We start from the raw sequence: 20,427 nt of genomic DNA, 5'->3' as shown, positions 1-20,427 counted from the left end.
AAAGACCCCGCGCATGTGTTGCGATTGCTTACAGGGTGCAAGCGCTATCGGTAGGCAGCCAGGGTTTTCCGGGTTACGCTTCGGCTGCGGCAGCACGCCCCATGCAAGGGCGCCGCGCTGTAGCGCTTCATTTTCGGAAATTGTCACCCTCGAGATCGCAACGTTGGAACTGGAAGCTTTGAGCGTGGGCGTGCCACCTCTCCCGCACGATTGGGTGCAGCAGCGCGTGGCCGTATTATTGTCGCCGGCCTTGGGCGATTCGCTGGTCACGATGATTATCGCGAATAATCTCGCCCGAGCGGGGGCGTGCGTGACCGTCTTCGGTAGCCAGACGATGGCGTTGCATGATTGGTTTGCGCACCAGACTGGTCTGACGCTGGCTCCTGCTATTGAATCCGGCAACGGCGTGACGGAACCTGCGTCCCGTGCCGCCATCCAGGCCGCGCTGGCGGTCTTCGACGTGGTGGTGCAGCTCCATCACCAAAAGCCCGTGCCGGATCTGGCCTCGGCGCATCGTTGCGCGGTGGTGCTGGAGCCGGTTTTCGACGTGCGTGGCGATGCCGCGATGGTCGATCGGATGCAGGCCGTCGCGCGGACTCTTTTCGGGTGCGTCGATGCCACGCGCGATAACGGCCTCCAGGCTCCGCGGGGCCTTCAGTCCAGGCGCCACGCGCGGCGCGTCGCGATCCACCCCATGGCCAGTACCGCGGACAAATGTTGGTTGCCGGAGCGGTTTCTCGTCTTGGCAACACGGTTGCGCGGCGCGGGTTTCGATCCCCATATGATTCTGGCATCACACGAACGCGCCGCGTGGGCACCGCGGCTGGCGCGAGCGGGCATTCCCGTCGCCGAGGTGGATTCGCTCTCGGCGCTGGCTTCCTGGATCTATGAAAGCGGCTGGTTCATCGGCAACGATTCCGGCATCGGGCATCTGGCGTCGAATCTCGGCGTGCCGACGCTCTCGCTGTTCATGCGCAAAGGCATTGCTCGGACCTGGCGTCCGTCCTGGGGGTCGGGACACGTCCTGATCGGCAGCCAGGGCATTCCCACCGGCAAGTTGAAAGAGCGTTTCTGGAAACATGCGCTGACCGTCAATCGGGTGTGGCAGGCATTTGCCGCGTTGCGTGCCCAGACGGCGGATGGGCGGGATGGGGCGTCACTTAAGCGCGTCCCGGTCAGGCCGCGATCCGAAGCGGCGGGTGTCGATGCGGTTCCGCATGGCGGCGTGGCTCGCGCCGACGCTGCTGGTTTTGACGTTGCCATGGCGAATGGCGCAACGGTTGCGGCGGGTCTCTCCCCGCAGGCCGGGGCGGTCGCCATATCGATGTCCGGCGCGATCGGCGACACATTGGTGATGATGGTGGTCGTGCGCAATTTGATGCAACACCGCATCCCGGTGACTGTCTTCGGCCGCACCGCGCATGCGTTGCGCACGTTGTTTCCTGATGTCGATATCGTCTTGCCGCCAGAGGATGAGGAGGCTTGCATCGCGGCATTACGCGACTATCCGACGGTGCTGCAGATGCACGATCATCAGCCGATTCCGCGGTTGACGGAGCACCTGCCACAAGCACGAACGTTGCGGGAGGTCGAATATTCCAAGCACGGCGCCTGCATGGCGGAGCGCTTTGCCGCGTATGCGCAGGCGACATTCGATCTGGCGCATGCGAGCATCGACAATGGCCTGACGCCGCCGGTGAACAAGCGATATCGCTTGCACCGGATGCGCGTGGTCATCCATCCGGAAGCCACCACGGACGACAAGCGTTGGGGCAACGATCGATTCGTGCGTTTGGCGGCGTTGCTGCGCAAGAAGGGATACGAGCCGCATTTCGTTATCGCGCCGCACGAGCGCACGCGGTGGCCCGGTTTGGCGGCCAGCGGCATTCCTGCGCCGCACTTCGCGAATTTGCAGGTGCTGGCGGAATGGATCTATGAATCCGGCTGGTTTATCGGAAACGATTCAGGTATTGGGCATCTGGCGTCGAACCTGGGTATTCCGACCTTGAGCCTGTTCCGCCGCCGTGGTTCGGCGCAACGTTGGCGGCCGGCATGGGGACGGGGACAGGTGGCGCTCGGGTGGCAATGGTTGCCGGGGGCGTCGATGAAGGAACGGTATTGGCGGGAGACGCTGCACTGTCGCCGTGTGATGCGGCAGTTTCTCGCCATGGTGGAAAACGACGGATAGCGGGGAGCGCGCTGTGGGAGTGAATCGGTTAACAGGATGTTTGACTCGGCAACGCGGTGCGTCGCGGCCTGCGATATGGGTTGTCGCGATCGTGGCAATCGGGTTTATCGCTAGTGTGTATGCAAGCCCGTGGTGGACGTTAAGGGCGATGCGCAATGCGGTGCAGGCGCGCGATGCGCAAACTTTTTCGTCGTATGTCGATTACGCGGCACTGCGTGAGAGCGTTCGCGCGCAGATGTTTCCGACGACCGAGGCACCGCCCAGCAGCAATGCGTTAGGCAGGCTGGGTCAAATGCTGGGACGCCAAGTGGGCGGTGCGGTGGTGAACATTGCGGTGACGCCCCAGACGGTCATGTGGGTAATGGAGAATGCACAGCCTTTGCCTGGTGTGCCATTGCCTCCCGCCGCGCCTCCGTCCGATGCGGCGGGTAGTGCCGCGGCGGGTGAGGGGGCGAGCGGTACGGCGGGAGCCGGGCCGTCATCGATGACCGGTACGCCGGGTGACGCGCATGCATCACAGCGTGACGATGTTCGCAGCGACGATAACATCGTCGATGGCAAACCGCTGCATTATGCGGTTCGCTACCGCGACATGTCGACGGTGGCCGCATCGGTCCAGCGTGGTGATGATCATCCGGTCGTTTTCGTGTTTCGTCGCGCCGGGTTGTGGTCGTGGCGACTGGCGGGATTGGAAATGGGGGCTGCGGGGCAGTGACCGTGCACGGGTTGCCGGTTCGTCTTTCATCGCACACGTCATGCATTTCCGGTGCGTGATGGAAGCGCCAGGGATAGGAATATCTGGCAAAAATTCGGGATAAAAAAAGCGACCCATTCGGTCGCTTTTTATTCGTACGTCTTTTTGAGAGCAAGTGGCTTAGACGTTAAACAGGAAGTTCAGCACGTCGCCGTCCTTGATGACATATTCCTTGCCTTCGGCGCGCATCTTGCCTGCTTCCTTCGCGCCTTGTTCGCCCTTGTAATGAATGTAGTCGTCAAAGCCGATGGTTTGGGCGCGGATGAAACCACGCTCGAAGTCCGTGTGGATGACACCGGCCGCTTGCGGCGCGGTTGCACCGACGCGGATCGTCCATGCCCGTACTTCTTTCACGCCGGCCGTGAAATACGTCTGCAGCCCCAACAGACTGTATGCGGCGCGGATCACGCGGTTCAGGCCCGGCTCTTCCATCCCCATATCGGCGAGGAACACCGTTGCATCCTCTTCGGGCATATCCGCGATTTCTGCTTCCACGGCGGCGCAGACGGATACGACCGGTGCCTTTTCCGCGGCCGCATAGGCCTTTACCGCGTCCAGCAGCGGATTATTCTCGAAACCGTCGTCCTTGACGTTGGCCACGTACATCACCGGTTTCGACGTGATCAAGCAGAACGGTTTCAGCAACCCAATCTCATCATCCGACAGATCCAATGCGCGCACCGGCTTGGCCTCATTCAACTGCGCTTGCGCCTTTTCCATCACGGCGACAAGCTTTCCTGCTTCCTTGTCGTTGCCGGATTTTGCGGCCTTGGAATACCGTGTTAGGGCCTTTTCCACCGTGGCCATATCGGACAGCGCGAGTTCGGTATTGATCACTTCGATATCGGCGATCGGATCGACGCGACCGGCCACGTGGATCACGTTTTCATCCTGGAAGCATCGTACGACGTGCGTGATTGCATCGGTTTCGCGAATGTTCGCGAGGAATTTGTTGCCCAGGCCTTCTCCGGTCGATGCGCCGGCCACCAGCCCCGCGATGTCGACGAACTCGACCACGGCCGGGACGATACGCTCCGGCGATACGATGGCGCTCAAGGCCGCCAGGCGTGGGTCGGGCACTTCGACGATGCCGACATTCGGTTCGATCGTGCAGAACGGATAGTTTTCCGCCGCGATGCCGGCTTTCGTCAGCGCGTTGAACAGGGTGGACTTGCCGACGTTCGGCAAGCCGACGATGCCGCATTGGAGGCTCATGGAGGACCTTCGGTAATCTGGGATGTGGCCGCACGGCATACGCTGCGTGCGCAAACCGCGATTGTACCCCGAGCGGCAGCTGTTTCCGCTGCGACGGGATTCTGAGATTCGACTTTACAACCATTGCTTTCGCAATTTTAAGTTGCGCAAGCATACCGGCCGTGTAAACGCCCAACGGTATAATGCATCGATGTCCCCTCGACCCCCACCGCATCCGATGCCAGCCCAAAAGCCTCTTCATGGCGCGCCGCACAGCCCCCTCCACACGTCTCGAAAAGCGGCATTGCCGCAGCATGCGATCGTCGTTGGCGGTGGTCTTGTGGGTAAAGCCGCTGCGCTTGCGCTGAGCCAGTCTGGATTGCGTGTTGCGCTGCTTGCGCCGCAAGCGGCGCCCCTGCCGGCGGACCAGCCATTCGACCAGCGTGTCTATGCCTTGTCCGCCAGTTCGCAGGCACTGTTCGAAAGATTGCGTGTCTGGCAGGCGTTGGACCCCGAGCGACTTGGACCGGTATCCGATATGCGCGTGCTGGGCGATGGCACCGGTGCATTGCATTTTTCCGCATTCCAGGCAGCGGTGCCGCAACTGGCCCATATTGTTGAATCGTTGCAGGTGGAAAACGCACTGGATGCCGCTTTGCGCTTCCAGCCGCAACTGACCTGGCTGAACGCACGCGCGCAGGGCTTGCAAATCGATCCGGTCAGGTCCGATAAACCGGCGTTGTTGACGTTGGACGACGGTCGAACGCTGGAAGCGGAATTGATCGTCGGGGCTGACGGCGCCCATTCATGGGTGCGGGCGCAGATTGGTGCGAGCGTCGAGCGTCGGGATTATGCGCAGACCGGAGTGGTAGCCAATTTCCGGATTTCACTGCCCCATGCGGAAACCGCTTGGCAATGGTTCCGGGACGGCGAGATTATTGCGTTGTTGCCGATGGCGGGCCCGTATGTCTCGCTGGTCTGGTCTGCCGAGACTGATCATGCGCAACGCCTGGTGGCGCAGGGCGGGGACGTGCTGGCTGCGGAACTGGAGCGGCTGGCCGGCGCGACCCACGGAACGTTTGAATGTGTGACCTCGCCAGTAGGTTTCCCACTGGCATTGCAACGGGTGGACAAGCTAATCGCGCCACGTGTCGCCCTGGTGGGCGATGCCGCGCATCTGATACATCCGCTGGCGGGACAGGGCGTGAATCTGGGCTTGCGTGATGTCGCCGCGCTGACCGACGTGCTGCGGGAGAAGGAAACGTTCCGGGACCTGGGCGATCGTGTGTTGTTGCGACGTTACGAGCGTGCGCGCCGGGAAGACATCGCATCGCTGACACTTGCCACCGATGGCTTGCACCGGTTGTTCGCGTTACCCGGAACGGTGGCGCAAGGATTACGGAACGTGGGCATGTCGCTCGTATCGGCACAGCCGTTTGTCAAGCGCTGGCTCGTCGAGCACGCGTTGGGTTGAAGTAGGAAGGGGGCGGGGTGCCATGGCGCCGCGTCGAATCAAATCTATCGTAGAGGAAGGTGCGCGATGACTGTTTTCAATCCAGGCCGCTTGGCCGCCCGTCGCGTGGGGGCTGCGCTGGTCCTGGCCTTGGCGACGACCATGTCGCTGGGCGCGCATGCCGAAACCGACGCCAAAGTCGAGGCGCTGAAAAAGACGCTCCAAGAGCGCCTTGGTAGCAAGGCCGAGATCAGCGAGATCCGCAAGTCACCCATCGCAGGTCTGTATGAAGTCGATGTGAATAAGCAGGTGTATTACGCCGACCCCACTGGCCAATATCTGATGCTAGGCGAGATCCGCGATACGACTACCGGGGCGAACCTGACCCAGGAGCGGACGGATCAGATCAATCGAATCGATTTCGCATCGCTGCCATTGCAAGATGCGGTGAAGGTGGTGCATGGCAACGGCGCGCGCAAAATCGCGGTGTTCTCGGATCCACATTGTCCGTATTGTCATAAGCTGGAAGAAACGCTGCAGAAGGTCGACAATGTGACGGTCTACACGTTCCTGTTCCCGATCCTGTCACCGGATTCAGTCGCAAAATCCAAGGCGATCTGGTGTGCGAAGGACCGGGGAGCCGCGTGGGAAAACTGGATGCTGCGTAAGCAGGTGCCGGGCAATGACGGAAGTTGCAATGTTGCGGTGCTGCAGCGGAACCTTGCGATGGGTCAGTCGATGAATGTCACGGGTACGCCCACGGTATTCCTGGTCGATGGCAATCGCCTGCCTGGTGCGGTCGACAGCGACAGTCTCGAGAAAGCGTTGAAGGCTGCCCAAGCCAGTAACAAAAAAAGCTGACGCCATGCGCGCGTCGGGCTGAACCTCCGCGAAAGGGGGGAAATGTCCGCGCTGCGGCGTTACAAACAACGCCCGCGGTTTCTGAAACGCCGCCTGCCAGGCGCCGTTTTGCCACACAGGCCGGAGACGTGCATCATGAAGCGCGCCCTCGGTGCCCTCGCCGCGCTCCGGGACGCTCGCCGAATTTCGGCACGCGGGCTATCATGCTTTCATGAGCACGATACGTTACGGCATTCGCGCGGACCAGGCCGCCGCGCATCTCTTCGACGTCACGCTGACGATCGCCGATCCTGACGCCACGGTGCAGGCAGTCTATCTGCCGGCGTGGATTCCCGGTAGCTATATGATCCGGGAGTTCGCGCGCAATATTGTCACACTGCGTGCCGAGGATGACACCGGTGCGCCCGTGCACGTGAACCAGACCAGGAAGGATCGCTGGCTATGCGGGCCACTGGCACCCGGACGCGGGCTGACGTTGCATTACCAGGTCTATGCTTGGGATCTGTCGGTGCGCAGCGCCCACCTGGACCAGCATGTTGGTTTCTTCAATGGCACCAGCGTGTTTCTGGCCGTGGAAGGCCGGGAGACGTCGCGCTGTACCATCGATATCGCCCAGCCGGGCCGTGCCGCGGTCAACGCCCCTGTGTCTGGCGACAATGTCTCGAACACCTCATTCGAAGGATGGCGTGTGGCAACCTCTCTGCGGGAAGCCGAAGGGACGTCGCGATACGGATTTGGCTTGTACGAAGCGGATAACTACGACGAACTGATCGATCATCCGGTCACGCTGGGTGAATTTGTGCTGGCCAGCTTCGATGCGCATGGTGTGCCGCACGACGTGGTCATCAGTGGTGGTGTGCCACGACTGGACATGGACAGGTTGACCCGCGACCTTAAGCGAATCTGCGAGGCACAGATCGCTCTTTTCGAGCCGGAAACCCGTCGCGCGCCAATGTCGCGCTACGTGTTCATGACGATGGCGACCGCGGACGGTTATGGCGGACTGGAGCATCGGGCCTCCACCGCGTTGGTCGCGAAGCGCAGCGATTTTCCGATTCTTGATGAACCAGCGGATACGCCGATGTCCGACGGGTATCGCACGTACCTCGGCCTTTGCAGTCACGAATACTTTCATACCTGGAATGTCAAACGCATCAAACCCGATGTCTTTGCGCCTTATGACTTGCACGAGGAATGCTATACGCCGCTGCTGTGGCTGTTCGAGGGTTTTACGTCCTATTACGACGACCTGATGCTGGTTCGGGCCGGTGTGATCGGTCAGAAGGACTACCTGAAACTGGTGGGAAAGACACTGGGTGGCGTGTTGCGCAATAGCGGTCGCCTGAAGCAAAGCGTGGCGCAAAGTTCGTTCGATGCGTGGACCAAGTACTACCGGCAGGACGAAAATGCGGCCAATGCGATCGTCAGCTATTACACGAAGGGATCGTTGGTGGCGCTGGCCTTCGACTTGCGCATCCGGGCGCATACGGACGGCGAGAAGTCGCTTGACGATGTAATGCGGCTTCTGTGGCAACGCTATGGCAGGACGTTCTATACCGCGGATGGCGGCCGTGGCGTCCGGCCGGATGAGGTCGTGCCATTAATGCGCGAGGCAACCGGCGTCGATTTGACCGAATTGCATGCGTTGGCGGTCGATGGCACGGAGGACCTTCCGCTTGCGGCACTGCTGGCGCCGTTTGGTGTCACGATTTCGCCGGTCAAGGCGAAGCAATCGGTGTCGATTGGCGCGCGCGTCAAGGGGGATGCTTCCCTGGCGGTGGTGCACGATGGGGGGGCTGCGCGTCGCGCCGGCCTGTCGGCGGGTGATGTCCTGGTTGCACTCGATGGGTATCGTGTTACCGGGTCGAATCTGGATGGCTTGCTCTCGCGTTATCTACCCGGGACCACGGTCACGCTCCATGCGTTCCGCCGCGACCAGTTACGCATCTGCGAATTGACACTCGATGCACCGGATGTGACCGAATACGCGCTGCACGATTCCACGCGTGCGCCTGATAAGGTGTATTCGGCGGATGAAGGGGCGGCGAAGGAGCGCGCCGGGGAAGTGTCGGTCGACAACTTCCCCGGTACGATTCCGGAAACGGCCACCGGGGTGCCGTTCGATGATGTCTCCGCGCGGCGTTATTTCGACGCTTGGCTGGGAATTATCCGCGATTGAGAGGGGGCTCGATGGTTTCGGAGGCGGCGTGGCTGCCACCGAAATCGGGCATCGGCCGCATACGGTAAGGCTGGGCGGGCCGTTGGTCACATGACACGGCTGCATGGGTCGTAGCATCGATCACGGGATAGGGCGGTGCCGGGTCGGACAGCGTCACGCGTGGCGAAACGGGTTGGCCAAGACTGGCGCGTTCGATCGCGCGGCACATGGGTTCGATCTCGGTCACATATTCGATAAACGCTTGTGTCTTGCGTGGCACGAAACGCCGTGATGGGGTCACCAGATGTATCGCGGTAGTGGGGAGTTGCCATTCCGGCAATACCCGTTCGAGTTCATGCCGCTGCCGTTGTTCCCCCGTCATCGCATCCGGAAGTACCGAAATGCCTGCTCCCGCGGAAACCAGTTCCCGTACCATCGTCAGGCTATTCGCTTCCACGCGCCCGCGCATCTTGAGTTCCACGGTCTGCCGGCCGCGGGTCAGTGTATCGCGATCGTGCACCTTGCGCGCCCCACGCAGCAGCACGAAGCGATGTCGTGCCAGATCGTCCGGTGTTTCCGGGCGGCCCGCGCGATCCAGGTAGGCGCGACTGGCATACAGGGAGCGTGTCATCACCCCCAGTTGCCGGGCAATCAGCGTCGAGTCCGTGAGATGACCCGCGCGAATGGCGATGTCGATTCGCTCGCCAATCAGGTCGACATGACGTGCGCTAAGATCGAATTCCAGCGTGACTTCCGGGTAGCGCGCGCTGAAACCGGCAAGCGGACCGGCGAGCCAAAGCTCGGAAAAATCCGGGGGCGCAGAGATACGGAGCAGACCTCGCGGACGCTGCGCTAATTGCGATGCAAAATCTCGCGCATTTTCAACATCCTCGAGAATCGGCAGACAGTGCTGGAGGTAGGCTTCCCCGACTTCCGTCAATTCCAATTTGCGCGTGGTCTTATCCAGCAGCCGGGTGCCCAACCGTTGTTCGAGTTTTGCAAGACGCCGGCTGACGGTGGTCTTGGGCATGCCGAGCACGGCCCCGGCGGCCGTCAAACTGCCCGAACGTGCCACCTCGGCGAATACCAGCATGTCGTTCAGATCGTCCATCGCGGCCATTGGCGGGCTCCTTGGCATTTGTCCCAAAAACGGGACAATGTTACCCAAATTTGCGACTTGTGCCAAAAACGGTGAAGTCTACAATGAAGCCATCACGATTACCGTGCACGCCTGGATGCCACGGCCTTGTCATGCAGGGTCGCCAAACCGCTCAGGTGACGGACGATCGATCTTCCATGTGACCTCCTTTTTTGGACAGGAACCACCATGACCACGATTCTTCAAATCAATGGTGCCGCGCGCTCGCAAGGCGCGAACTCGACATTGCTGGCCAACGAAACCACCGCACATCTGAAAGCCAAGCATCCGGGCGCGACGGTTGTCGTGCGCGACCTGTTGTCGACAGGATTGCCGTTGCTGGGCGACGAAATCCTGGGCGCATTCTTTACGCCGGCGGAATCTCGCAGCGACGCACAGAAGGCGATCGTTGCCCGTAGCGACGCACTGATCGACGAACTGCGCGCAGCAGACATCGTCGTCATCGGCGCGCCGTTATACAACTTCGCCGACTCGACGCAATTGAAGGGCTATCTGGACTGGATTACACGTGCCGGCGTGACGTTCCGCTACACGCCGGAAGGCACGCCGGAAGGGCTGATCAAGGGCAAGAAAGTGATCGTCGCCGCGGCGCGGGGTGGCAAGTATACGGGTACGCCGATGGATGTGCAGACCCCTTACCTGAAGTTGATCCTGGGTTTCCTGGGCATGACCGATGTGACATTCGTGTATGCCGAAGGTTTCGCGATGGGGCCGGATGCAGCCGCGCTGGCGCTGTCGAGCGCGCGTGAGGCGATTGCCGCGCTGTAAATTGTTTTTTCTCGCGCAACGCGCGGCCTGGCACGGCCTCTAGCGGCACGATCGACCCCTGGTTCAACAGGGGAATCGTGCCGCTTTAGTGTGTGTGTGATGGAAAGTAGCCTTCGGGCGGACGCAGTTAAAACAGCGTGCCGTTAGCCTGACTTTCGACGATCGCCGCCGCTGGAATCGACCAGTCGATCGGGGCGAAACCGTGGTGCGTGAGAAAGCGATTGGCTTCCCCAAAGTGGCCACAGCCCAGAAAACCCCGATGTGCGGATAACGGTGAAGGATGCGGTGCTTCCAATACAAGATGATGCGCGTGCTGCATCAGCAATGCGCGTTTTGCTTGCGCATGGGCACCCCATAGCAGAAACACCAACGGCGTCGGGCTTGCACCGAGCCGGGCGATCAAGGCATCGGTGCAGCGCTCCCAGCCGTGCTTCGCATGGCTGCCGGCATTGGCTTTTTCGACTGTCAGGACCGTGTTCAACAGCAGCACGCCTTGGCGCGCCCAATGATCGAGGCAACCATGCGTAGGGGGGGGTGGCCAAACTCCGCGCTGATTTCCTTGCAGATATTGCGCAGCGATGGTGGAGGCCGGACGCCTGGTGGCACCGAGAAGGCCAGTCCGTGCGCCTGTGGAATGCCATGGTCTTCACCGTGGTACGGGTCCTGCCCGAGAATGACCACGCGGACGTGATCGGCATCCATTAACGTCAAAGCCCGGAATGGGTCGGCCGGGTAGATCGTCTTGCCGGCTGCCCGCTCACCATCGACGAATTGGCAGAGCCGCGGATAGGTGTCACTGGCCAGGAAATCCGTCAGGCAGGCACGCCAGCCGTCAGGCAGCGCGTCGAAATGCCGCGCGAGCGGTGTCTGGTCGAGATGGTCGTGCGTCATACAGCACCACCTTGTGCCGAACCCGGAGTCGCGTTGCCACTGGACGATACGGGTAGCGCCTGCCGTGCCTTGAACAAGGCATAGCCGCGTGCTGCTTTCGACGTATCGTCCGCGCGCAAGTCTGGAAAGGTTGCGCGCAATGTGTTCGCAAAGTCGACTAACGCCGTTTCTCTTTCCTCGTCACTACCGTCACCGCCTTGCAACTCGAGCTCCAGCTCTTCAATCGCTAGCGAGGCGCTATCGGCGTGCGGCGCATCGTTGCGTTCATCCGGTACGAAAACCTTGCCAAGATCCAGCGCCACTTCGATATCGGCATGGTGATGCCGAATAGGCCAAACGGTCCGATCGAAGTCCGTACGGAACACCGGGATCAGTGCGATGCCCGCATCGTGGAATGCCTGCAGCGTGGTCAGCGCCGCAGGGTCATCGCAGGCGGTGCGCAATGCTTCCAGATCCAAGCTGGGGCCGGCCACCGGCATTTCCCATTCGCCGCGGGCATGCAGGCCATTGACCGACTTGCCTGCGGTTTTCAACGTTTGCAACCAGCCGTGCGGCGACAAGCGCAAGCGCAATGCGATCTTGCCGCGTGCCAGATCCAGTGCCGGCGTGTCGTAATAGATATTCCGCAACGCAAAGGTGGATGCCCTGCCGCTGCTGCCCACACGCTTGTCGCCTGCGCGCGCGCCGGGGGCGACGGCGGATGCCCTTTGCTGTAACCATTGCGTCAGTGCTTGCGGTGTCGTACCGCCAAGCGCCAACTTCATTTCCTTTTCGATGGCCATCCCGCATGTTGTCCTGTCAGCTTTGCGATGTGAAGAACAGTCGAGCCATTTCCTCACCGGGTTCCGGCGCGCGCATGAATGCCTCGCCGACCAGGAATCCGGGCACGCCGCCGTGACGCAGCACTGCCACGTCGTCGTGGTTCGCAATGCCCGATTCCGTGATGACGAACCGGTCTTCCGGAAGATCGGCCAGCATATCCAGCGTCGTGCGCAGCGACACGTCGAACGTGCGCAGATCACGGTTGTTGATGCCCAGCAGGGGTGTTTTCAAGGTCAATGCCGCGGCGAGTTCGTCACGACCATGAATTTCGACCAGGACTGCAAGGCCGAGTGACAACGCCAGCGCTTCGAGATCGCGCATTACTTCCGGCGTCAGGATCGCGGCGATCAACAGGATGCAGTCGGCACCCATCGCCTTTGCTTCGTACACCTGATACGGATCGACGATGAAGTCCTTGCGCAATATCGGCAATGTGCAAGCTTCGCGTGCCTCCTCTAGATAGGGCACGCCGCCCTGGAAGAATTGCACATCGGTCAGCACGGACAAGCAGGCGGCGCCATGCGCGGCATACGAGCGGGCGATATCGGCGGGCACGAAGTGCTCGCGGATCACGCCTTTCGACGGGCTGGCCTTCTTCACCTCGGCGATGATCGCGGACAGGCCGGCTGCGCGTTTTGCGCGCAACGCACCAACGAAGTCGCGCGCATCGGCGGCATCGCGGGACTCGGCGCGCAAGCGCAGTGCCGCGAGCGGTTCCGCCAACTGCGCGGTGGCGATTTCCTGGCGTTTGACAGCGACAATTTTCTCGAGAATATTCGACATTTTTTCTTATCCTTTGCAGAATTGGGTAAAGTCCACCAGGTCCTGGACCTTGCGTTGGGCCGCGCCGCTCGATAAGGCGTCACGCGCACGATCGATTCCCTCGGCAATCGACGCAGCGAGGCCGGACGCGTACAGCGCCGCGCCGGCGTTGAGCAAGACGATGTCGCGCGCGGCCCCAGGCATATCGCCGAGAGCCTGGCGCAACATCGCTTGCGATTCGGTTGCGCTGCCAACGCGGATCGATCGATTCGACGTCATCTGGAGGCCGAAATCCTCCGGATGAATTTCGTATTCTCGCACCTCGTCGTCAATCAATTCGCCTACCAGGGTCGGCGCGCCAAGCGAAATTTCGTCCATGCCGTCACGGCTATGTACCACGAGGACATGCCTTGCGCCAAGGCGTTGCATGACGCGCACCTGGATACCCACCAGGTCTTGATGGAACACACCCATCAACTGGTTCGGTGCGTCGGCGGGGTTGGTCAACGGTCCCAGTATATTGAAAATCGTTCGGACACCCAGTGCCTTGCGCACTGGCGCGATATTCTTCATCGCGGGATGGTGATTCGGAGCGAACATGAAACCGATGCCGGTAGCGGCAATCGATTGTGCTACCTGCGACGGGGTCAGGTGCAAATTGACTCCCAATGCTTCGAGCACATCGGCACTGCCTGACGTGCTCGATACGCTGCGGTTCCCATGCTTCGCGACCTTCGCACCTGCGGCCGCGACCACGAACATGGACGCGGTCGAGATATTGAACGTGTGTACCCCGTCACCACCGGTACCGACGATATCGACGAAATGCGTCTTGTCGTCCACCGGAACGTGGAGCGCCAATTCACGCATCACGGTGGCCGCCGCCGTGATTTCGCCGATCGTTTCTTTCTTCACACGCAGGCCCGTCAGCAGGGCCGCGCACATTTCCGGCGCGATTTCACCGCGCATGATCAGGCGCATCAGATGCACCATTTCGTCGAAGAACAACTCGCGGTGTTCGATGGTCCGTTGCAGGGCTTCTTGCGGACTGATAGGGGTAGCGTGGGAGACGTCGTTCATGCCGATATCGGTTGCGGATGCGTAAGAGAGGGATGTCGCCAGCGATGCATGCCCGGGCGCCTATTGCCCGGGGGACCCGCGATTCAGCGCTGGACGAAGTTGCGTAACAGCGCATGCCCGTGTTCGCTGAGAATCGACTCCGGATGAAATTGGACGCCTTCCACCGGCAGCGTCTTATGACGTACGCCCATGATCTCGCCATCGGCGGTTTCCGCGCTGATGGTCAGGCAATCCGGCAACGTCTCGCGTTCGATCGCCAGCGAGTGATACCGGGTGACGATGAAACGCTTTGGCAGGGCGGTAAAGACGCCTTGCTGATCGGTTTCGATCTCGCTGACCTTGCCGTGCATCACTGTCTTGGCGCGAATCACCTTGCCGCCAAACGCTTCGCCGATGGCTTGATGGCCCAGGCAGACGCCGAGGATCGGCAGCTTGCCGGCAAATTCATGTAGCACTTGCAATGTCACGCCGGCATGTTGCGGATCGCTTGGTCCGGGAGACAGGCAGATCTGGTCGGGTGCCATCTTGGCAATGTCGCCAGGCGTGATTTCATCGTTGCGCACCGTTCGCACGTCCACGCCCAGCTCACCGAAATACTGCACGAGGTTGTACGTAAAAGAATCGTAGTTGTCGATCATCAGCAGCATGTCAGTACTCCCCGTCCAATCCGTCCTGCACCCGTTCGGCCGCGCGCAGCACGGCGCGCGCCTTGTTCTCCGTTTCCTGCCATTCGGATTCCGCCACCGAGTCCGCGACCACGCCGGCCGCTGCCTGCACGTACAGGTTGCCGTCCTTGATGATGCCGGTGCGAATCGCGATAGCAAGATCCATTTCGCCGGAAAAGGACAAATAGCCCACGGCGCCCCCGTAGAGACCGCGCTTGACTGGTTCCAGTTCGTCGATCAATTCCATGGCGCGCACTTTCGGCGCACCGCTCAGCGTACCGGCCGGAAACGTTGCGCGTAACACATCGAGGTTCGACAGACCCGGTTTCAACGTTCCTTCCACCGCGCTTACGATATGCTGCACATGGGAGTATTTTTCGATTTGCATCTTGTCCACGACCTGCACCGATCCGGTCTGCGCAATACGGCCGACGTCGTTACGGGCCAGATCGATCAGCATGACGTGTTCGGCGATTTCCTTCGGATCGGCGAGCAGTTCGGTGGCCAACTGTGCATCGGCCTCCGGCGTCGCGCCACGTGGCCGTGTGCCTGCCAGCGGACGAATCGTCACGATCCGTTCATCATTACGCGGTTCCTGGCGCACCAGTATTTCCGGCGACGCGCCCACGACATGGAATTCGCCGAAGTTGTAGTAATACATATAGGGTGAGGGATTCAGCGACCGTAGCGCGCGATACAGCGACAGCGGCGCGTCGCGGAACGGTTTCACCAGGCGCTGTCCCACCTGTACCTGCATCAATTCGCCTGCCTCGATCTGCTCCTTTGCGCGATGCACGGCGGCGAGATAGTCCGGCTTTGCGAATTCGCGATGGATAGCGGTCCGTACCGACGCCGACGTCACCGGTGGCTGCACCGGTTCGCGCAGGCGGTCGCGCAATTCGCGCAGGCGCCGCCGGCCGTTGGCATACGCTTCCGGCCGTGCCGGGTCGACATGAATGATCAGGTAGAGCTTGCCCGCGAGATTATCGATGACCGCGACTTCCTCGGTGAGCAGCAGCAGGATGTCCGGCATGTCCAGCGGATCCGACGTCGGCGCCGAGTGCGCGAGCTTGCGTTCCATGTAACGCACCGCGTCGTATGCGAAATAGCCTGCCAATCCGCCGACGAAGCGCGGTAGGCCAGGTCGCGGGGCAACGTTGAACCGCTGCTGGAACGTGGCGATGAAGTCGAGTGGGTTTTCCGTAGACGTCTCGACCACTTGGCCGTCGGTCACCACCTCGACGTTCGCGCCGTGGGTGCGCAGTAACGTGCGTGCTGGCAAGCCAACGAACGAGTAACGGCCGAAGCGTTCGCCTCCGACGACCGATTCGAGCAGATAGGAATTCGCGCCATGTCGTTCGCGCTGTGCCAGTTTCAGATAGACGGACAGGGGTGTTTCCAGGTCGGCGAGTGCTTCAGCGACCATCGGAATGCGGTTATAGCCTGCGGCGGCCAAGGATTGGAATTCGATTTCAGTCATGGTTTCAGGTCTCTTTGTCCGGCATCGCCGCACACTCGCGCCCGCCCGGATGCGGCGGTTCCGGGATGGCAGCAACAAAGTGGTGCGGCGATGACGCTTCGGTCGGACGCGAGGCAGCATGCAAGGCGCGGACGCGGTGCGACGACACGAGGTGCAGGCCACAACAGGCGAGCATGGTGTGCGTCAGATCACGCATCCGGCGCGGATACACCTCGGGAGGGTAACGGCAGGGGAACACGCTCCGAAACCTCGGCGCGCTGTCGGGGAACACGACTGGTCCGCGCTGCACCAGAAACAACGTGTTACTCGACAACCCAGGGCACGATACCTTTACCGACGTGTTGCTACGCTAGCTCCGCGTACCGGCCTATAGCCGGCGGCAACGTCAAGATACAGCAAAGGGGACAGCAAAAAACGGAAGCTGAAGCAGGGGGTGCTTCAGCAGCCTCGGGGCGAAATCACCAAGACAAGCGACGCCAGGGCCAGGCCCCCCGGTCAATGCCGCCATGACTCCGTTTTTTGTTCAGAAACATTGCAATCGATCGAAAATGTTCGAATCGTCGAAAAAACGCCCGGATGATGTACCAAGCGTCGTCTATATCGCCAGGGCAAGCAACGAAGCACTCGCCCACCAATCAGTTTATTGCATCGACTTCGCCTACTCGATAAGGTATTACCCCTTGTCAGCGAACTTGATGGGAAGCGAATCCCAGTAGGCGCGCGGCTTCGAGCAGCGTTGAAACTATAGCATCGGTCGCCAGTTCCTGCACGGGTTTCCCGTGGTTATAGCCATACGGCACGGTCATGCTCGAGATGCCCGCGGCACGTGCCGCATGGAGGTCGTTCTCCGAGTCGCCGATGGCAACAGTCTGCGTCGGCGTCGTGGCAAGCTGCTCGCAGGCGGTCAGCATGGGGAGCGGGTCCGGCTTTTTACGCGCCACGGTATCGCCACCGATGACGACCGGAAAAACGACAGCAGGTCGTGACGTGCCAGCAGGCCCCGCGCAAACCGTTCGGGCTTGTTCGTGACACAGGCGAGGGCGAGCCCGAGCGACCTCAGCGCCGTCAATCCGGATACAACGTCCGGGTAAAGCCGCGCGTACATACCGTTGATCTGCTCGTAACCCTCATGATAGGCGGTCAATGCGATGTCGAAGCAAGCGCGTGCCTCTCCCTCTGGCAGGCGTGCGGCCAGCACGTCGCGAATCAGCTTTTCAGTGCCTTTGCCGATATAACGCACCACCTCCTCGCGCGTGACTTGTTCCAGTGGGGTGGGAAGCGCGCGCAACATGATATTGAGCGCTGCGGTGAAATCGTCCGCGGTATCAGCGAGCGTGCCGTCGAGGTCTACGATGGCCGCGCGCACCGGTCGATCGAGAAAGCGGGCACCGTGGTCACGCGATGCTGATGATTGATCGGTCATGATTATCGCGTCATGGGGTGGCATGGGCGGCTACCTCTTCGGACTGCGTGGCGAGCGCCGCGCGCATTTCCTCGATGACCGCCGCATAGTTCGATTGCCCAAAAATCGCTGATCCGGCAACAAAAGTGTCGGCGCCGGCCGCGGCGATCTCACCGATATTGCCGCTTTTCACGCCGCCATCCACTTCCAGTCGGATCGTGCGTCCTGTTCGTGCCGTGTACGTATCGATTCGCGCGCGGGCCTCACGCAGCTTGTTCAGCGCTTCGGGAATAAAGGATTGGCCGCCAAAACCCGGATTGACCGACATGATCAGGATCAGGTCGATCTTGTCCATTACGTGGTCGAGATAAGACAGCGACGTGGCGGGATTGAAAACGAGGCCCGCCGTGCAACCGTGTTCGCGAATCAGGCCGAGGGTTCGATCAATATGTTCGGACGCCTCGGGGTGGAAACTGATGTTATTCGCACCGGCCTTGGCGAAGGCGGGCACCAGCGCATCCACCGGTTTCACCATCAGGTGCACGTCGATGGGAGCCGACGTATGTGGGCGCAGTGCCTCGCAAAACATCGGTCCCATCGTCAGGTTCGGCACGTAATGATTGTCCATCACATCGAAATGTATCCAGTCCGCGCCTGCGGCCACGACATTGCGGACTTCCTCGCCCAGGCGGGCGAAGTCGGCTGACAGGATACTGGGGGCGATCACATAGTCTTTCATGATGATGGGTGGGGAAGCTCGATCCGTGATTGAAACGCACGCGCCCGGTCTCAGACGGGGCTTGGCGGCGGCCCTGGTGTGGCGCCGCGGCTTGGACCGGCGGTGGGCGCACGCCGGGCGTCGCGTGCTGCGCGTACCATTGTATTTCCTATAGACGTTATTCTACCGAATCGGCATCTAAGCGACGCGCACAAGGCATTCAAGCCATCCGGCGCGATATGGTGTCGCGCGTTTGTGGAGAACGTTCGCCGGATCGCCGATCGATGCGCGGCTACGAGTTGCGGTTGACCGGTGCATGCCTCAGAATGTCCGGCGACCCGTTCGTCGCCTGCATATGTCGGCGGCCTGGGGCCTTGCGGGTTGCCCGCTGTCGTTTTCAGTCGGTGACCGCGCCCTTTACCTCCTTTGCCAATATTCCGCCGAATGAGCCAGTATCAGATGACGGTGACGGTGTCGCCGCGCTTTTTGCCGGACCAGTCCGAGCCGTCGCAACGGCAATTTGCGTTTGCCTACACGATCACGATTCGCAATACGGGCAGCGTTGCATCGCAGTTGATCGCCCGACACTGGATCATTTCCGATGCGAATGGCGACGTTCAGGAGGTCAAGGGTCTGGGCGTGGTGGGTAGCCAGCCATTGTTGGCGCCGGGCCAGCAATTCGAGTACACCAGTTGGGCCATGATCGCGACGCCGATCGGTACGATGCGCGGTTCGTTCTTCTGCGTGGCTGAGGACGGCGAACGTTTCGATGCGCCTGTAGCGGAATTTACCCTCGCGATGCCGCGAACCCTCCATTGAAGAACGGCGAACGGTTGATGATGGGTGTGTTGGGTGCGCTGCGGCGCGTTTCTTTGTGGCGTGGTGTTGCCGGTATGACAATGCATACGGCAGGCGCTTCGATGGCTTGCCTGGTTGCTGTGTTACTGGCGGCATGTTCCTCGGGGCCGTCGCCGTCCGTCCGTGGTTCTGCGCCTGACGCCGGTTACGCCACGCGTGGAACCTTGTCGCCGCTGTCCATGCCGAGTGTGTCGGACATCATTTCGGCGGATCGGCTGACGCCGGTTGGCTGGGACGCCGTGCAGGGTTGGCAGACGGATTCCTTGCTGGGCGCAACGGCATCGTTACGACAGAGCTGCCTGCGGTTGCGAACCTTGCCGGACTGGCGGACCGCCTGCGCAGCCGCCCAGCAGCTCGACGAGTTGGACGAGAGTGCTACCCGTGCCTATTTCCAGCAATATTTCCAGCCCTATCAATTAGCCAATCGGAATGGCACCGTGGATGGCCTGATCACCGGCTACTACGAGCCGTTGCTGCACGGCTCCCGTGTGAAGCGGGCGCCGTATCTGTATCCGCTCTATCGCTGGCCGATGGGGGTGCGTCGTGGTGCGCCATTGCCTGCGCGACCTGCATTGGAGCGTGCGGGCGTGTTGGAAGGAAACGAACTGGTCTATGTTGACGATCCGATCGAAGCGTTTTTCCTGCAAGTACAGGGGTCTGGACGTGTCGTCATGGACGATGGATCAGTCATGCGCGTGGGATTTGGCGGCACGAACAACCAGCCGTACGAGTCTATCGGCAGTTGGCTGCTGCGCAATCGTGAAATTACCCCGTCCCAGGCAACCATGCAGGGCATCAAGGCCTGGGCGCGGGCGAATCCTTCACGCGTACCCGCCTTGCTGGATGTGAACCCGCGTTTTGTCTTCTTCAAGGAAATGCCGCCGATCGTCGGCGACGATGCTGACGGGCCATTGGGCGCGCTGGGCGTGCCGTTGACGCCGGAGCGTTCGATTGCGGTGGACCCAACGTCTATTCCGCTGGGCGTGCCGGTGTTCCTGTCGACAACGCGCCCGTTTAGCGACACACCATTGAACCGGTTGGTATTTGCCCAGGACACGGGTTCGGCGATTCGTGGCGGCGTGCGGGCGGATTACTTCTGGGGGCATGGTGATGACGCCGGCGACCTGGCGGGACGCATGAAACAATCCGGCCGAATGTGGCTGCTCCTGCCGAAGCGTTAGCCGGTTCATTTTGCTGGCGTGTGACAAATGTCA

17 protein-coding genes and 2 pseudogenes are annotated in these 20,427 nt (G+C 61.1%); 8 read left to right on the top strand and 11 right to left on the bottom strand.

Annotated features, from left to right (window positions below):
• The first annotated feature begins 163 nt into the window (after positions 1-163).
• Together WM40_RS31725 and WM40_RS21260 are read left to right on the top strand one after the other, a co-directional pair.
• Entirely contained in the window at positions 164-2,188 is a 2,025-nt protein-coding gene (locus WM40_RS31725; RefSeq protein WP_052738443.1) for a glycosyltransferase family 9 protein, read from the top strand.
• Positions 2,189-2,279: 91 nt separating this feature from the next.
• Positions 2,280-2,903, top strand: a complete 624-nt coding sequence (locus WM40_RS21260) for a DUF2939 domain-containing protein (RefSeq protein WP_157685888.1) — start codon at positions 2,280-2,282, stop codon at positions 2,901-2,903.
• A gap of 159 nt (positions 2,904-3,062) precedes the next feature.
• Here WM40_RS21260 and ychF read toward each other — a convergent pair whose 3' ends face one another.
• Entirely contained in the window at positions 3,063-4,157 is a 1,095-nt protein-coding gene (gene ychF / locus WM40_RS21255; protein ID WP_046153903.1) for a redox-regulated ATPase YchF, read from the bottom strand.
• A gap of 217 nt (positions 4,158-4,374) precedes the next feature.
• Here ychF and WM40_RS21250 point away from each other — a divergent pair, with 217 nt between their 5' ends.
• From WM40_RS21250 to WM40_RS21240, 3 genes are all read left to right on the top strand, one after another.
• Positions 4,375-5,610 carry a UbiH/UbiF family hydroxylase gene (locus tag WM40_RS21250; protein WP_081765220.1) on the top strand — a complete coding sequence of 412 codons (1,236 nt, stop codon included), beginning with the start codon at positions 4,375-4,377 and terminating at the stop codon, positions 5,608-5,610.
• A gap of 66 nt (positions 5,611-5,676) precedes the next feature.
• On the top strand, positions 5,677-6,450 hold the full coding sequence (locus WM40_RS21245; RefSeq protein WP_024905957.1) for a DsbC family protein: 774 nt from the start codon (positions 5,677-5,679) through the stop codon (positions 6,448-6,450).
• Between the two features lie 211 nt (positions 6,451-6,661).
• Entirely contained in the window at positions 6,662-8,629 is a 1,968-nt protein-coding gene (locus WM40_RS21240; protein WP_082103083.1) for a M61 family metallopeptidase, read from the top strand.
• On the opposite strand, the gene WM40_RS21235 is transcribed toward WM40_RS21240, so the two are convergent.
• Positions 8,616-9,728 carry a LysR family transcriptional regulator gene (locus tag WM40_RS21235; RefSeq protein WP_052738442.1) on the bottom strand — a complete coding sequence of 371 codons (1,113 nt, stop codon included), beginning with the start codon at positions 9,726-9,728 and terminating at the stop codon, positions 8,616-8,618. The two genes, WM40_RS21240 and WM40_RS21235, sit on opposite strands and share 14 nt — an antisense overlap.
• Positions 9,729-9,935: 207 nt before the next feature.
• On the opposite strand from WM40_RS21235, the gene WM40_RS21230 reads away from it, so the two are divergent.
• Entirely contained in the window at positions 9,936-10,535 is a 600-nt protein-coding gene (locus tag WM40_RS21230) for an FMN-dependent NADH-azoreductase (RefSeq protein ID WP_046153902.1), read from the top strand.
• A gap of 127 nt (positions 10,536-10,662) precedes the next feature.
• Here the strand turns inward: WM40_RS21230 and WM40_RS21225 are convergent.
• The 9 genes and pseudogenes from WM40_RS21225 to rpe all read right to left on the bottom strand — a co-directional run bounded on the left by WM40_RS21225 (position 10,663) and on the right by rpe (position 18,376).
• Positions 10,663-11,426, bottom strand: a pseudogene (locus WM40_RS21225) (uracil-DNA glycosylase).
• Entirely contained in the window at positions 11,423-12,208 is a 786-nt protein-coding gene (locus tag WM40_RS21220; protein WP_052738441.1) for a CYTH domain-containing protein, read from the bottom strand. Before WM40_RS21220 ends, WM40_RS21225 begins: the two are co-directional and overlap by 4 nt.
• A gap of 16 nt (positions 12,209-12,224) precedes the next feature.
• Entirely contained in the window at positions 12,225-13,031 is an 807-nt protein-coding gene (gene trpC / locus WM40_RS21215; RefSeq protein WP_046153901.1) for an indole-3-glycerol phosphate synthase TrpC, read from the bottom strand.
• Between the two features lie 6 nt (positions 13,032-13,037).
• Positions 13,038-14,090, bottom strand: coding sequence for an anthranilate phosphoribosyltransferase (trpD, locus tag WM40_RS21210; protein WP_036013297.1), 1,053 nt, complete (start codon positions 14,088-14,090; stop codon positions 13,038-13,040).
• An 83-nt stretch (positions 14,091-14,173) separates the two neighbouring features.
• Complete coding sequence (locus WM40_RS21205) at positions 14,174-14,737, bottom strand: anthranilate synthase component II (RefSeq protein ID WP_024905949.1); 564 nt, start codon at positions 14,735-14,737, stop codon at positions 14,174-14,176.
• A 1-nt stretch (position 14,738) separates the two neighbouring features.
• Entirely contained in the window at positions 14,739-16,235 is a 1,497-nt protein-coding gene (gene trpE / locus WM40_RS21200; protein WP_046153900.1) for an anthranilate synthase component I, read from the bottom strand.
• Between the two features lie 4 nt (positions 16,236-16,239).
• Positions 16,240-16,548, bottom strand: coding sequence for a hypothetical protein (locus WM40_RS30695; RefSeq protein ID WP_162199108.1), 309 nt, complete (start codon positions 16,546-16,548; stop codon positions 16,240-16,242).
• Between the two features lie 370 nt (positions 16,549-16,918).
• Positions 16,919-17,658, bottom strand: a pseudogene (gene gph, locus WM40_RS21190) (phosphoglycolate phosphatase).
• A gap of 10 nt (positions 17,659-17,668) precedes the next feature.
• Positions 17,669-18,376, bottom strand: a complete 708-nt coding sequence (rpe, locus tag WM40_RS21185) for a ribulose-phosphate 3-epimerase (RefSeq protein ID WP_024905945.1) — start codon at positions 18,374-18,376, stop codon at positions 17,669-17,671.
• A gap of 423 nt (positions 18,377-18,799) precedes the next feature.
• Here rpe and apaG point away from each other — a divergent pair, with 423 nt between their 5' ends.
• Positions 18,800-19,174 carry a Co2+/Mg2+ efflux protein ApaG gene (gene apaG / locus WM40_RS21180; RefSeq protein ID WP_024905944.1) on the top strand — a complete coding sequence of 125 codons (375 nt, stop codon included), beginning with the start codon at positions 18,800-18,802 and terminating at the stop codon, positions 19,172-19,174.
• 74 nt (positions 19,175-19,248) lie between these two features.
• Positions 19,249-20,394 carry a murein transglycosylase A gene (gene mltA / locus WM40_RS21175; RefSeq protein WP_081765221.1) on the top strand — a complete coding sequence of 382 codons (1,146 nt, stop codon included), beginning with the start codon at positions 19,249-19,251 and terminating at the stop codon, positions 20,392-20,394.
• The last annotated feature ends 33 nt before the right edge of the window (positions 20,395-20,427 follow it).

Origin of the sequence: Robbsia andropogonis (genome assembly GCF_000970345.1) — a bacterium.
Taxonomy (GTDB): Bacteria; Pseudomonadota; Gammaproteobacteria; order Burkholderiales; family Burkholderiaceae; genus Robbsia; species Robbsia andropogonis.
This window is presented reverse-complemented; position numbering and strand designations above follow the sequence as displayed.